This window comes from Flavobacterium sp. (genome assembly GCF_031381455.1).
GTDB lineage: Bacteria > Bacteroidota > Bacteroidia > Flavobacteriales > Flavobacteriaceae > Flavobacterium.
The window spans coordinates 1-15488 of the sequence record NZ_JANMXZ010000038.1; the positions used below are offsets into that span (position 1 = coordinate 1).

Annotated in this window: 11 protein-coding genes; 2 read left to right on the top strand and 9 right to left on the bottom strand. The window is 35.8% G+C overall.

The annotated features are described in order from the left end of the window. From RMN97_RS08770 to uvrC, 6 genes are all read right to left on the bottom strand, one after another. On the bottom strand, positions 1 to 191 hold a 191-nt coding region (locus tag RMN97_RS08770; protein ID WP_309614140.1), incomplete at its 3' end, for a DUF3108 domain-containing protein. Positions 192 to 482: 291 nt separating this feature from the next. Beyond that, complete coding sequence (gene hppD, locus RMN97_RS08775) at positions 483 to 1643, bottom strand: 4-hydroxyphenylpyruvate dioxygenase (RefSeq protein ID WP_309614141.1); 1161 nt, start codon at positions 1641 to 1643, stop codon at positions 483 to 485. A 173-nt stretch (positions 1644 to 1816) separates the two neighbouring features. After that, complete coding sequence (locus tag RMN97_RS08780) at positions 1817 to 2974, bottom strand: homogentisate 1,2-dioxygenase (protein WP_309614142.1); 1158 nt, start codon at positions 2972 to 2974, stop codon at positions 1817 to 1819. Between the two features lie 315 nt (positions 2975 to 3289). Then, positions 3290 to 4765, bottom strand: a complete 1476-nt coding sequence (locus tag RMN97_RS08785) for an amino acid permease (protein WP_309614143.1) — start codon at positions 4763 to 4765, stop codon at positions 3290 to 3292. 81 nt (positions 4766 to 4846) lie between these two features. Next, entirely contained in the window at positions 4847 to 7123 is a 2277-nt protein-coding gene (locus tag RMN97_RS08790) for a patatin-like phospholipase family protein (RefSeq protein WP_309614144.1), read from the bottom strand. 3 nt (positions 7124 to 7126) lie between these two features. Next, positions 7127 to 8920: an excinuclease ABC subunit UvrC gene (gene uvrC, locus RMN97_RS08795; protein WP_309614145.1), complete on the bottom strand. Its 1794-nt coding sequence runs from the start codon at positions 8918 to 8920 to the stop codon at positions 7127 to 7129. Between the two features lie 92 nt (positions 8921 to 9012). On the opposite strand from uvrC, the gene RMN97_RS08800 reads away from it, so the two are divergent. Further along, positions 9013 to 9591 carry a 5-formyltetrahydrofolate cyclo-ligase gene (locus tag RMN97_RS08800; RefSeq protein ID WP_309614146.1) on the top strand — a complete coding sequence of 193 codons (579 nt, stop codon included), beginning with the start codon at positions 9013 to 9015 and terminating at the stop codon, positions 9589 to 9591. Here the strand turns inward: RMN97_RS08800 and RMN97_RS08805 are convergent. After that, positions 9572 to 10204 (bottom strand): lipoprotein signal peptidase, encoded by a 633-nt coding sequence (locus RMN97_RS08805; RefSeq protein WP_309614147.1) that lies wholly within the window; start codon positions 10202 to 10204, stop codon positions 9572 to 9574. The genes RMN97_RS08800 and RMN97_RS08805 overlap by 20 nt on opposite strands. A 184-nt stretch (positions 10205 to 10388) precedes the next feature. Here RMN97_RS08805 and RMN97_RS08810 point away from each other — a divergent pair, with 184 nt between their 5' ends. Further along, the gene (locus RMN97_RS08810; RefSeq protein WP_309614148.1) at positions 10389 to 11633 is read left to right on the top strand and encodes a hypothetical protein; all 1245 of its coding nucleotides are present in this window, start codon (positions 10389 to 10391) and stop codon (positions 11631 to 11633) included. Positions 11634 to 11688: 55 nt separating this feature from the next. Here the strand turns inward: RMN97_RS08810 and RMN97_RS08815 are convergent, their stop codons facing one another. Continuing rightward, a complete protein-coding gene (locus RMN97_RS08815; protein ID WP_136150994.1) occupies positions 11689 to 12069 on the bottom strand; it encodes a TraR/DksA C4-type zinc finger protein in 381 nt (126 codons plus the stop codon). 7 nt (positions 12070 to 12076) lie between these two features. Next, the gene (ileS, locus tag RMN97_RS08820) at positions 12077 to 15478 is read right to left on the bottom strand and encodes an isoleucine--tRNA ligase (RefSeq protein ID WP_309614149.1); all 3402 of its coding nucleotides are present in this window, start codon (positions 15476 to 15478) and stop codon (positions 12077 to 12079) included. Between the last annotated feature and the right edge of the window lie 10 nt (positions 15479 to 15488).

The window sequence follows — 15488 nt, forward strand, 5'->3', positions numbered from 1 at the left end:
TTGCCAATAGCATGGTATACTTTTTTACCGTCTCTGACCGCATCTTTTATTTCAAGGGTTGCATATCCTGCATTTACGAACCCATAATGTATCCTGAACTTAAACCATTCGCCCGAGTCATATGCTTCAGGCTTTTGGGAATCAAAACTTACAGTAATAAAAACCAATAATAGTAAAAGATATTTTTTCATGTCTTGCAATTGTTTTTATACTGTATTTACAATATCTGTTCCAAATGTACCAAAACAAAAAAACCCAGTCAAATTATGACTGAGTTTTTATGCTATTAACCAACCAAAAAACTATAAATTATGAAAATTTATCCAAAAATTAAAGGAAACCACTCCTCGTTTTTTTGATGGTGCAAATATAATTCAAACCATTACATAATTACAAGTGATTTGTCAACTTTAACAATTAATTAATAAAGAATAGTTGTTTTGCTGGTTGTTTTTTAAATAAAATTCAAATAAATTCGACTTTTATAAAGTTCCTCGTAGCATTTGTTCCCTTTCTATAGATTCAAATAACGCTTTGAAGTTTCCGGCACCAAAACCTCTTGCTCCCATTCTTTGAATGATTTCGAAGAACAGTGTTGGTCTGTCTTCGATAGGTTTGGTAAAAATTTGTAGCAAATAACCTTCTTCGTCAGCATCAATCATAATCCCTAGTTTTTGAAGTTCATTGATGTCTTCTTTGAATTTATGCATGTGATCTTTTAATCGTTCCGGAATCGCATCATAATATGCTTGTGGTGGTGTACTCAAGAATTCAATCCCTCTCGAACGCATATCGGCAATTGTTTTGATGATGTCATCAGTGGCTACTGCGATATGTTGCACACCAGAACCTTCATAGAAATCTAAGTATTCTTCAATTTGGGAACGTTTCTTTCCTTCGGCCGGTTCGTTTATTGGAAATTTAATTCTTCCGTTGCCGTTACTCATTACCTTGCTCATTAAAGCCGAATATTCGGTTGTGATTTGTTTGTCGTCAAATGAAAGAAAGTTTACAAATCCCATGACATCTTCGTACCATTTAACCCAAATGTTCATTTCATTCCATCCTACATTTCCAACCATGTGATCCACATATTTTAATCCAACCGGTTCTGGATTATAATCGGATTTCCATTCTTTATATCCTGGTAAAAAGGATCCGTTGTAGTTTTTACGTTCCACAAACATGTGAACCGTTTCGCCATAAGTGTAAATTCCGGCTCGAACTACTTCGCCATGTTCGTCTGTTTCAACTGTTGGCTCCATGAATACTCTGGCACCACGTTTTGTAGTTTCTTCAAAAGCCGAACGAGCATCTTCAACCCAAAGTGCTACCACTTTTACTCCGTCACCGTGTTTTTTTACGTGTTCTCCAATTGGTGAATTGCTGTTCAAAGCGGTTGTTAAAACCAATCGTATTTTATCCTGTTTTAAAACATAAGACGCTCTGTCTTTCATTCCGGTTTCTAAACCTGCGTAGGCATGTGATTGGAATCCGAAAGCTGTTTTGTAAAAGTGTGCTGCTTGTTTGGCATTGCCAACGTAAAATTCTACGTAATCTGTTCCTAAAAGCGGAAGGAAATCCTGTGCGCCTTCAAATATTTTTTCTAGTCCGTATTCAACGGATTTTATTTCTTTACTCATTGTGTATTATTTTTGCCACGAATGCACGAATAGTCAGTCGTGAAGTTTAATTTGTATTTTTTTAGCCCCGATAGGAGTGGAAATCCTGACATTGCTTTTAGAAATAAGCCCTTCGACTGCGCTCAGGGAGACAAAGCAATGACAGATTGTGACGGATAGCGGGAAATAGCTCCTTACTCTACCCAGGATTTATAATATTGTCCGTCATCTAATCCCATGGCTTCTTCTGTAACCATCAATGGGCGGAACGTATCTACCATAACGGCTAATTCTTGTGTTACGGTTTGACCGATACTGCGTTCCATTGCGCCTGGTGCCGGACCATGTGGAATACCCTTTGGATGCAACGTAATATGACCTTGCTCTATATTGTTTCTCGACATAAAATCGCCATCAACATAATACAGAACCTCATCGCTATCAATATTGCTGTGATTGTATGGCGCCGGAATTGCTTTGGGGTGGTAATCATAAATTCTTGGACAGAATGAACAAACCACGAAAGTCGCCGTTTCAAAAGTTTGATGAACTGGAGGCGGTTGATGCACACGACCTGTTATTGGCTCAAAATTATGGATGCTGAATCCGTATGGAAAATTGTATCCATCCCAACCAATGACGTCAAAAGGGTGCGTAGCATAAACCATTTCGTGTATCATGCCTTCTTTTTTGATTTTGATTGTGAAATCTCCTTTTTTGTCATGCGTTTCTAACTCGGTTGGCAATTTGAAATCGCGTTCGCAAAAAGGAGAATGTTCTAAATGTTGTCCGGAAGCGTTTTTATATCTTTTTGGTGTATAAAATGGCGCATAAGATTCAACGTAAAACAATCTATTTTCGGAAGTTTCGAACTCGATTTGATAAATCATTCCGCGTGGAATAATAAGATAATCTCCGTATTCAAACTGGATATTTCCCATCATTGTGCGCAGTTTCCCTTTTCCTTTATGGATGAAAAGCATTTCATCGGCATCGGCATTTTTGTAGAAATAAGTTGTTAATGATTTTTTTGGAGCAGCCAATCCAATGATACAATCGCGGTTGACCAACATGGCTTTTCGGCTGTCTAAAAAATCATCTTCAGGCTTTAATTCAAAGCCTTTTAGTAGCAATGACTTTATATTTTTGCCAATGGCAATTTTTGGTTCAACTGAATATGATTTGACTATTTCCTTGACTTGCGTTGGTCTGTGAACATGATAGAGCAGAGAAGCGTGTCCGTGAAATCCTTCGGTGCCAAAAAGCTGTTCGTAGTACAAACCTCCGTTTGGTTTTTCAAACTGCGTGTGTCTTTTTTGTGGAAAATCGCCAAGTTTATGATATAGTGGCATTATTTAAAATATTAGATATTAGATATTAGATATTAGATATTAAATTTACGATATATTGATTCATAAATTCATTCCGGATTTCTCTTAATCAGAAATTTTAAATGTGCTAGCAAATTATTCCAAGTAGTTTTCATTTGTCTTTTTTGATTGCCCTTTATCGTGTATATGTAATTCGCAAAGCTCATTTCATGTACACAAATATCGGAAAAATATAACTCCTAAAAATGATAATTATCAATTTTTAATTTTTAATAAAACAGAAAAGGATTAAAGAGCGAACCCTTTAATCCTTCTGTAAATTATTTTTTTAATAAATTATTCTTTAGGATTATTCAGTCTGCTATTTTTCTTGCTGTAGCCAAAATAAACAACAAAACCGATAGCTAACCAAACGATTAATCTCAACCAGTTTGTCCATCCTAAACCATAAATCATTGCAAGACAAACAATAATTCCAAGAATTGGAACTAAAGGCACAAATGGGGTTTTGAATTCACGTTTCATCTCTGGATGCGTTTTTCTTAAAACAATCACTGAAACACAAACTAGGATGAAGGCAAATAAAGTTCCTATACTTGTCATATCACCAACAATGTCACCTGGAATAAATGCGGCAAATAAACCAACAATTACCATAATTACCAAGTTAGCTTTGTATGGTGTTTTGAATTTTGGGTGTATATCACTGAATGATTTTGGTAATAAACCATCTTTACCCATTGAGTAAAATACTCTCGACTGACCTAATAACATTACTAAGATTACAGATGAGAATCCGGCTAATATTGCCACAGTCACGAACTGAGCCAGCCATTCATATCCTGGCATTGCCGAAGATATCGCATTAGCAACGGATGCTTCTTTTCCGCTAGTTCTAAAAAACTCAACAGATTCTAGACCTGTCAATACGTGAGCAAATAGAATATATAAAACGGTACAAACTGCCAAAGATCCTAAGATTCCGATTGGCATGTTACGCTTTGGGTTTATTGTTTCCTGAGCAGCTGTACTCACAGCATCAAATCCGATGAAAGCAAAGAAGACCGTTCCTGCTGCACCAAGAATCCCCATGATTCCGCCATAGCTATGGCCAACACCGTGTTCGTCTGTGAATATTGAAGTTGGAGGAATATAAGGCGTATGATTTTCAGGTTTAATAAAATGCCATCCAAAAATGATAATCATTATCACTATCGCTACTTTAGCCACAACGATAATTCCGTTTACAAAAGCAGATTCCTGAGTTCCTTTTATCAGCAATAAACTTATTACAGCTACTATAAAAAATGCCGGAATGTTTATAATTCCACTAACACCATCTGTTGAAGTTTGAAACGGTGAATGACATAACTCGTAAGGAATTGGGCTCACATGGAGCACATTGACCAGCAGATTATTGAGGTATTCACTCCACGCAATTCCAACAGTTGCGGCTCCAACGGCATATTCTAAAATTAAATCCCAACCGATAATCCATGCCAATAATTCGCCCATGGTCGCGTAAGTGTAAGTGTAGGCACTTCCCGAAATTGGAATAGAAGAAGACAATTCGGCATAACACAATCCTGCCAAAGCACATCCAATAGCGGCTACAATAAATCCTATAGTAACTGATGGTCCAGCATTTTGAGCAGCGGCTGTTGCTGTTCTAACAAAAAGTCCGGCACCGATGATTGCTCCAATTCCTAAGGCAACAAGTGACCAAGCGGTCAGTGTTCTTTTTAATCCTTTTTCAGATTCAGACGCTTCAGCAAGTAATAGCGCCATAGGTTTTCTTTTCCAAATAGACATATTGTGGTTTTTTAGTTAAAAAATAATAGTTTCAAATATAGTTTTTTATGTGTAAAATACATAAAAATGTTTTCTGGCTTTTTAAAACCAAAAGCCAACGCTAAAATAAGTAAATCCTTTAGTTAGCTCAGGCGACCATGAATATTTAATTTCGATTGGCCCAACAACTGATTCTAAAGCATATCCAATTGCATAACCTGTATATTTTGGTTTTGATAACCAATTCCCATTTTCGAATAAATTATCTTCGACATTTGCATAATTTGCGGCAAAATTTATGTGATTCTTTTTGTAAATTTCGTAATCCAAAGTGAAGCATGATTTAACATAACTATCAGCAGATATACTTAAAAAGTCATAACCATAAAAATGTTTAAAATTATTAATTGTATTAAAACCATAACCTCCAAAAACAAAGTCGAAAAAGTGAACGCTCTCTTTACCAATAACAAAACCAGCATCCGACTGTACTTTTAATGTTAACTTCTTAGAAAAAGATTCAACAATTCCTATTTCACCTTTGGCGATAGAATAACGATGGAATTCATTTGTATAATCAGAAGAAAATAAATAGGATTGAATATCTCCGGAAAACAACCAACCTTTTTTGGGAAATAGTTTATTATCAAAAGAGTCGTATTTCATATAACCAAAAACACTTGTGTAACTGCTTTTCTCAAAAATTGGATTAATTTGTCCCAAATTCTCTGATTCAATTTTTAAAAATTTATGTTCTATTCCGGCTCCAATTAAAAATTTTTGGATAAAAACCGTTTGCATATACGCTTGATTTGTTAAATCTGAAAAGTCAATATTTATGCTATTTAAACCCAACTGAGTTAACAATGCCCCGTTTCTAAAATCGGTTGTAAGGTTTCTGTTAAAAGTATTGTAACGTGATTTGAAGCCGAAACTCCAATAAAAACCATTGTCAATATAGTAATCAAAATTGTATCGAATATTATCCCCAAGTCCTATATCCATTGATGCCACATCATTTTTAAATAGTGATTTTTTTTGAGTTATATTTGCCAAAACTGCGCTTTTATACAAGCCATCATAATGAAGTCCAAACTTCAAAAAAGTTTTCGTCGCATTCTCAGTCAAACTCAGTTTTAATTCATCTCCGTCTTGATTTACTCCAATCGTATAGCTAATTCTGCTAAAATTTTGAGTTGCATTTATGTTATTAATTCCCGTTTTCAAATCGTCATAACTTATTTTACTTCCGTTTTTAAAACGCAGTTTCCCTAACATATAGGCTCTAGTATAATTATCCAATTTGTTTATGGAAATATTTTTAATTTGTAAAAAATCCTTTTCGCGCTTTATGGTATTAGGTTGATAAGTTCCTGTTGTATCTCCGAGTTTTTTTATTTGCTCATAAACCCCAAAAGCAGCAGTTTCGCCTTTCTTAATAATTTCTCTCCCTTCATTAAAAGAAATTACACCAAATTCAGAAACAGCGGGTTTAATATAAATATCGGTTAGTTTAATTTTATCTTTCATCATCTTAATCATGTCCAGATTTGTTATTTGAACCAAAATTCGAGTAGCGTCTTTAAGGGAATTTCTATCTTTTAAATCGTCTTGAACATCAACGCCTATGATAATATCTGCCCCCATTTTCCGAATTTCATCTATGGGATAATTATTAATAACACCGCCATCAACTAAAAGTTTACTGTCAATTTCTACAGGTGAAAACAAAGATGGGAAAGCCGAACTGGCCAACATGGCTTGCGCCAAATAACCATTTTGCAAAACCACTTGCTCGCCTTTTTCGATATCAGTAGCAATACATAAAAATGGAATGGGAAGTTTGCTAAAATCGCTTATGTGTCTTACTTTATGTGTAAGTTTTGACAACAAATTATAATTATACATTCCTTTAGAAAGCGCTATAGGAATCCCAATTTTAAGTTTGTTGAAAGGAAGTGTTATTGCGTACATTTCATCATTTCGCTTTTCATAAAAGTTTTTGGATGAACGTGGAATATAATCTTGAAGCAATTGATCAAAGTCAGTATTATAAAAAATAGAATCTATTTGAGTAGCGTTATAACCCGAAGCATACAAACCGCCAACAACGGCGCCCATACTTGTGCCGCCAATAAAATCGATTTTTACGCCAGCTTGTTCTAATACTTTTAAAACCCCAATATGAGCAAATCCTTTGGCGCCACCACCACTAAGAACCAAACCGATTTTTGGTCGAGTCTTTTTAATAGTGTCCTGCGCTTTTGAGGCAATAGGTAGTAATAAAAAGGCAATAGGCAATAGGCAATAGACAATAGTGGCAGCAAGACTACTTTTGACTAATGGCTTTTGGCTAACGGCTATTGGCTCTTTCTGCACTTGCTATTCTTTTTTGTAAAATTCGGAAATTTTTTTGGCTTTTGATACTCCAACAACATCAGAAATTTCTTTTTCTGTGGCTACTTTCAATCTTTTAACACTTTTGAAATGTTTTAGTAACGTGAGCATGGTCTTTTCGCCAATTCCCGGAATCAGTTCTATGGTTGAATTTAATGCCGATTTACTTCGCTTATCGCGATGATGTGTAATTCCAAAACGGTGTGCTTCGTTGCGCAACTGCTGAATAATTTTTAATGTTTCCGATTTTTTATCCAAATATAACGGAACCGAATCGCCAGGATAAAACAATTCTTCCAATCGTTTAGCAATCCCAATAATCGCAATTTTTCCTCGCAAACCCAAATCATCAATGCTTTTCAACGCCGATGATAATTGCCCTTTTCCGCCATCAATAATAATCAATTGTGGCAAGGGTTGATTTTCATCCAAAAGCCGTTTGTATCTTCTATAAACCACTTCTTCCATCGAAGCAAAATCATTTGGGCCTTCTACGGTTTTGATATTAAAATGGCGGTAATCTTTTTTACTTGGTTTGCCATCTTTAAAAACCACACAAGCCGAAACAGGATTCGTTCCCTGAATATTTGAGTTGTCAAAACACTCAATATGTCTGGGTTCAACCGAAAGTCGTAAATCCTTCTGCATTTGTGCCATAATTCTATTGGTGTGGCGTTCAGGATCTATAATCTGGATTTGTTTCAATTGTTCTAATCGTTGGTATTTTGCATTTCTTTCAGAAAGGTCTAGAATTTGTTTTTTATCTCCCAATTGTGGAACGGTAACTTTTATTGTAGAACCAAAATCTAAAGCAAAAGGCAGAATAATTTCTTTGGATGTCAAATGAAATCGATCCCGAAGTTCAACAACCGCAAGTTCTAATAATTCTTCATCGGTTTCGTCCAATTTCTTTTTGAGTTCCAAAGTAAATGACCGAATGATAGCGCCATGTGCAATCTGTAGAAAGTTGACATACGCTGTCGCTTCATCGGAAACAATCGAAAACACATCAATATTTGAAATTTTTGGATTTAATATTGTGGAACGCGATTGGTAATTTTCTAAAACATCTATTTTTTCTTTGATTTTTTGTGCCGCTTCAAATTTCATTTCGGAAGCCAAATCCTGCATCATTTTCTTGAAATCTCGCATGCTGTCTTTAAAGTTTCCTTTCAGAATTTGACGAATCGCATCAACTTGCTTTTGATAATTTTGTAAAGTTTCCAATCCTTCACATGGCCCTTTGCAATTCCCTATATGATATTCCAAACACACTTTAAATTTTCCCGATTTGATATTGCTTTCGCTCAAATCATAGTTACAAGTTCGCAACGGATACAGCTCTTTAATCAAATCTAAAATAGTATTTACGGTTTTGAAATTGGTATACGGACCAAAATATTCCGAGCCGTCTTTGGTCATTCTTCGCGTTGGAAAAATTCGGGAAAAAGGTTCCTTTTTGATGCAAATCCAAGGATAGGTTTTGTCATCGCGCAGCAACACATTATAGCGTGGCTGTAGTTTTTTTATTAGATTGTTTTCCAATAAAAGTGCATCTTGTTCAGAAGAAACTACTATGTGTTTAATGACAACAATCTTCCTGACCAACACATTGGTTTTGGCATTGTCATGGAGTTTATTGAAATAAGAAGCAACACGTTTTTTAAGGTTTTTGGCTTTGCCAACATACAGAATTTTGCCTTCTTTATCATAATACTGATACACGCCGGGATTGTCCGGAAGCGTTTGTATTTGAAGTTCGATAGAAGGAGTTTCCATAGTCATTGCGAGGCACGAAGCAATCTCTTTATAATGTTAGGATTTAGGATTTGTTGATTTCAAAGTTATAAAAATTAAAGTACTTTTGAAGTATGAATAAAAAAGAACTCAGAGCTAAATATAAAGCCTTGCGCCAAGAATTATCGCTTGACGAAATTGAAGACAAGAGTTTGGCGATTGCTAATAGAATGCTTCAACTCGACATCTGGCATAAAACCTATTTTCATTTATTTCTTACTATAGAAGAACAAAAAGAAGTAGAAACGGAATTCGTTCTTCAAATATTGGCAGGAAAAGATAAGGAAATTTTAGTTTCTAAATGTGATTTTGAGAGCAGCGGAATGACTAATTATCTATTGACAGACAATACCAAATTCCAAAAAAACCAATATAACATTTACGAACCTGTAGATGGTCCCGACGCTTCGGGAGAAGTCCCAAATTCCAAAACAGAAGTGGTGTTTGTTCCGCTTTTAGCGTATGACAAACTGGGAAATAGAGTAGGATATGGTAAAGGATTTTACGACAACTTTCTTTCGAAATGTCCTGAAGATGTTATAAAAGTTGGATTGTCCTTTTTTGAACCAGAAGAAACTATTGAAGATGTTTCTCCAACCGATATTCGGTTAGATTATTGCGTTACGCCAACAGCTATTCACTCGTTTCGTTAGTTCCAAGCGACGTTTTCTTTGCAAATGCTTTTTTATTAAACACTATTAGAATTCCAACACCTGTTGAAATCGCCATGTCGGCAATGTTAAAAATAGCATTGAAAAACTTGAATGGATGTCCACCCCAAATAGGCAACCATTCCGGGAAATTCCCTTCTACAATTGGGAAATATAACATGTCGACCACTTTACCATGAAACCAAGTACCATAAGGATTTTCAGCAAATAAAGTTGCTAAGTTATTGTAGCTGTTATCGAAAATAACACCATAAAAAACGGAATCTATAATGTTCCCGACTGCACCGGCAAAAATTAAAGAAATGGCAACCATTAAATAATTAGAACTGTGCTTTGTGCTCGAATCATATAACCAATAGCCAATTCCTAAAACTGCTAAGATTCTAAAAACTGTTAGTATCAATTTGCCATAAGCACCCGGGATTTTTGTTCCCCAAGCCATTCCTTCATTTTCAATCAGTAATATTTTAAACCAACTGGCAACATCAATTTGTCCGGCTTCTCCATAAACGAAGTTGGTTTTGATATAAATTTTGACGAATTGGTCAACCAATAAAATAATGGCAATGATTAAAATGGAATTTCTTAAGGACATTTTTTGGATTTTACTGGCGCAAAAATAACAATATTATTATACAAAAGGCAGAATATTTTTTAGTTATAAATCTCATTCTATACATTTTATGAATGTTAGTAAAAGATTTGTTAACTTCACCATCAAAAGCAACCAATTTGGTTTTTATACATCCAAAAGAAACTAACCAATAAAATAACTGATTATGAAAAAAATTTATTTAATCGCTGCTTGTATTTTTTCTATACTTATATCTTCATGTGATTCGGATGATTCTGCAAAAGAACAAGCAAGATTTGCGGTTCCAACGTTGAAATCATTAGCAGAAATTAGAGGAACTGTCTCTGTAAACTCAGCTAGACAAACCAATTCGGACGGTAAAATTTATGTTGCAGAAAACTATCTTTTCTACATTGCCAAAGAACAAGGCGTTCATGTTTTTAACAACGCTAATCCTTCTGCACCTATAAATATTGCATTTATAAATATTGAAGGCGTTCATGATATTTCTGTGAAAGGAAATTATCTATTTGCCGATAACTTTGTCGATTTGTTGGTTTTTGACATCAGCAACATTCAAAATATCACTTTGGTAAGAACCGTACAAAATTCTATTGGTTTTAGCCCTGTTTTTCCTGATGATGCTGAGTTTTATGACTACACAGTTACTCCTGTCGGAGACGAAATAATTACAGGTTTTGCTATTGAAATGAGAGACAGACCTGAAGCACAGGAAATAATTTTGGCAGAAGATGCTTTGGCCTCATTTAATGGTGCCAACGGAATTGTGGGAACAGGAGGTTCGTATGCCCGTTTCCAAATAAGAAACAACGCACTCTATACAATTGACTCTTATAAATTGAATGTTTTCAATATCACAAACCCTATTACTACCTTTTTTGACAAAGAAGTTTATATGACACAATGGTTTGGTGGCGGAGAATTTGAAACCTTATTTATCCAGAAAAATATACTATTTGTGGGTTCAACTACGGGAATGTATACGGTTGATGCCACTGATGAATTCAACCCTTATTTTGTTTCCGGATTTTCTCATGCAACAGCCTGCGATCCTGTAGTTGTCTATGAGGATACTGCTTATATTACTGTTCGTGGCGGTTCTAGTTGTGGTGCTATTGAAGATCAGATTAATGTTATCGATGTTACTGATATTTCAAATCCGACATTACTATCAACGTATCTGATTGGCGAGCCTTATGGTTTAGGAATTAAAAATGGTACGCTGTATGTTGGTTGCGGGAACAATGGATTAAAAGTATTTAATGCTGCTAACAGCGCTAGTCTTACTTTAGAAAACACCTATGAAGGAAATGTAAAAGACATTATTCCTTTAGACAGCCATTTAATTGTTATTGGTGAAAATAAAATAACGCAATACAGTTACGGCCCTAATTTTACGCTGAATCTGTTAAGTCAAATCAATTTATAAATAAAAAGCCTCTCGTTCCAAAAACAAGAGGCTTTTTTTATGGTAAGTAAAGCTGTTATCGTTGCAAATTTTTAGCTTCAATACTCATCGTAGCGTGAGGAACAACGCGCAATCTTTCTTTTGAAATTAGCTTTCCGGTTACTTTACAAACACCGTATGTTTTATTTTCCACACGGAATAGTGCATTCTTCAAATCGCGGATAAACTTTTCCTGACGAATGGCTAACTGCGAGTTGGCTTCTTTAGACATGGTTTCGCTGCCTTCTTCAAATGCTTTAAACGTTGGCGACGTATCATCAGTTCCGTTGTTTAAGTCATTCATATAGGCGCTCTTTATCAACTCTAAGTCAACTTTTGCCTTTTCCATTTTGTTTATAATAATTTCTTTGAACTCTGCTAAATCTGCATCTGAGTATCTCATTTTTTCTTCTACCATCGTTATGCTATTTTGAGATTAATATTCTTGTTTTTATGTCGTCAAATTCTATTTCTGTTCCGTTCTTTAAATCATCTACAAAAACTAAGGATTCTGTTAGTGTTTCCGATTTGATATAATTTTCATTGGCCGCAACTGCTTTTTCTAAACCGTTATTTGTCTGCAAATGAACCTTTATTTTATCCGTTACTTCAAATCCTGAATCTTTTCTTAGGTTTTGAATTCGGTTAACCAATTCTCTTGCGATTCCTTCTTTTATCAATTCCTCCGTTAAGGTAATGTCTAGCGCAACAGTTATGCCATTTGCATTTGCCACTAACCAACCCGGAATATCTTGAGAGGAAATCTCAACGTCATCGGATGTTAAAATTATACTATTTCCTGAAATAACAAGCGATAGCTCGCCATTTATATCTAATTCGTTTATTTGTTCTGTCGATAAATTTTGTATCTCTTTGGCAATCAAACCCATGTCTTTACCAAAACGTGGTCCAAGCACCTTGAAATTTGGCTTAATTTGTTTCACCAAAACTCCCGAAGCATCGTCTAAAAGTTCTATTTCTTTAACGTTAACTTCGGCTTTTATTAGGTCGGAAACTGCCTCAATTTCAACACGCTGATTGTCGTCAAGCACAGGAATCATTACCTTTTGCAATGGTTGACGCACCTTTATCATTTCCTTCTTTCGAAGTGATAAAACAAGCGACGAAACCGTTTGTGCTTTCATCATTTTGCTTTCGAGCGATTTATCAACAAAGTTTTCAACCGAAACAGGGAATTTTGCCAAGTGAATGCTGGTAAATTCCTCACTATTAGTGGTGTTAACTAAATCACGATACAGTTTGTCCATAAAGAACGGAGCGATTGGCGCGGATAATTTTGCAACATTTATCAAACAAGTATATAATGTTTGGTAAGCCGCAATTTTATCTTTTTCGTATTCGCCTTTCCAAAATCGTCGCCTGCACAGACGAACATACCAGTTACTCAAATTCTCCTGAACAAAATCAGAAATAGCTCGAGCTGCTTTTGTTGGTTCATAATCGGCGTAAGCTTCATCAACCACTTTTATCAAAGTATGCAATTCCGATAAAATCCAACGGTCAATTTCAGGTCTTTCGTTTAACGGAATTTCTGCTTCACCATATTTGAAACCATCGATGTTAGCATATAAACTAAAGAAAGAATATATGTTATATAAAGTTCCGAAGAATTTACGACGCACCTCAGCAACACCTTCAATGTCAAACTTCAGGTTGTCCCATGGATTTGCATTCGAAATCATGTACCAGCGTGTGGCATCAGGTCCATATTCTGCCAGTGTTGTAAATGGGTCAACGGCATTTCCTAAACGTTTGGACATTTTTTGTCCGTTTTTGTCCAGAACCAAACCATTTGACACTACATTTTTATAGGCAATTTTATCAAAAACCAAAGTCCCAATGGCGTGTAAAGTATAAAACCAACCACGTGTCTGGTCAACTCCTTCCGCAATAAAATCGGCTGGAAAATCTTTATTCTCGTCAATTTTATCTTTATTTTCAAATGGATAATGCCATTGTGCATATGGCATCGCGCCTGAATCGAACCAAACATCAATCAAATCAGCTTCGCGTTTCATAGGTTTTCTAGAAGCCGAAACTAAGGTGATGGCGTCAACCACATTTTTATGCAAATCAACCAAGTCGTAATTTTCCTCGCTCATGTTTCCGATTTCAAAACCTTTGAACGGATTTTCTTTTTGGAAACCTGCTGCAATTGATTTTTCTATTTCTGTGACCAATTCTTCAACCGAACCGATTAAAATTTCTTCGGTTCCATCTTCGGTTCTCCATATTGGCAACGGAATTCCCCAATAACGTGAACGTGATAAGTTCCAATCGTTAGCGTTTTTCAACCAATTTCCGAAACGGCCTTCGCCGGTTGCTTTTGGCTTCCAGTTGATGGTTTCGTTAAGGTCGAACATTCTGTCTTTGACTTCGGTTACTTTGATGAACCAAGAATCTAACGGATAATATAATAATGGCTCGTCGGTTCTCCAACTGTGTGGATAACTGTGAACGTATTTCTCAACTTTAAAAGCTTTGTTTTCTTCTTTTAATTGAATGGCAATTTCTACATCAGCTGAACGTTCTGGTACCTTATCAGCATCATAATATTCATTCTTCACATATTTTCCAGACAAATCGCCCAAGCCTTGAATAAACTTGCCTTGTAAATCAACTAAAGGCACTGGATTACTATTAGCATCTAGAACCAACATTGGCGGCACTTCTGGTTTTGCTTCTTTGGCAACTTTCGCGTCATCGGCACCAAATGTTGGCGCGGTGTGCACGATTCCGGTTCCGTCTTCAGTAGTTACGAAATCTCCCGAAATTACCCTAAACGCATTCTCTGGATTTTGATATGGCAAAGCCAAAGGCATTAATTGTTTGTATCGGATTCCAACTAAATCTTTTCCTTTGAATTCGGTTAAAGTCTTAAACGGAATGGTTCTATCTCCAGCCTTGAAGTCTGCAAAATCAGCATCATCAGTACTTGCAGAAAATCCTTTTCCGAATTGTTTTCCAACTAAGTTTTTAGCCAGAATAACATTTACTGGTTCGAAAGTATATTGGTTGAAAGTTTTTACCAAAACATAATCTATATTTGGTCCGACTGTCAATGCTGTATTACTAGGTAACGTCCATGGTGTAGTCGTCCAAGCCAAAATATGAACTTCTCCAAAACCTTGTAAAAAGCTTGGTAATGTTTCGACTTTTGTTTTGAATTGAGCTACAACTGTTGTATCCGTCACATCTCTATAACTTCCGGGTTGGTTTACTTCGTGTGAAGACAAACCTGTTCCGGCTTTTGGAGAATAGGGTTGTATTGTGTAGCCTTTGTATAATAAATCCTTATCGTAAATCTGTTTTAATAACCACCAAACCGATTCCATATATTTGGATTTGTAGGTCACATAGGGATCTTCCATATCTACCCAATAGCCCATTTTTTCGGTAAGATCATTCCACACATCAGTATAGCGCATAACGGTTCGTTTACACGCTTCGTTGTATTCTTCGATGGAAATGGTTTTCCCGATATCTTCTTTGGTGATGCCTAATTCTTTTTCGGTACCTAATTCAACTGGCAAACCGTGCGTGTCCCAACCTGCTTTTCGCTTAACCTGGAAGCCTTTTTGAGTTTTATAACGACAGAAAATATCTTTGATAGCACGTGCCATTACGTGGTGAATTCCGGGTAAACCATTTGCAGATGGCGGCCCTTCAAAAAACACATAAGGTGTCGCGCCTTCACGAGACGTAACACTTTGTTCAAAGATGTTGTTTTCTTTCCAAAAATCAAGAACATCTGAGGCCACTTTTGGCAAATCAAGTCCTTTATATTCAGTAAACTTAGTACTCATTTTTGTCGTT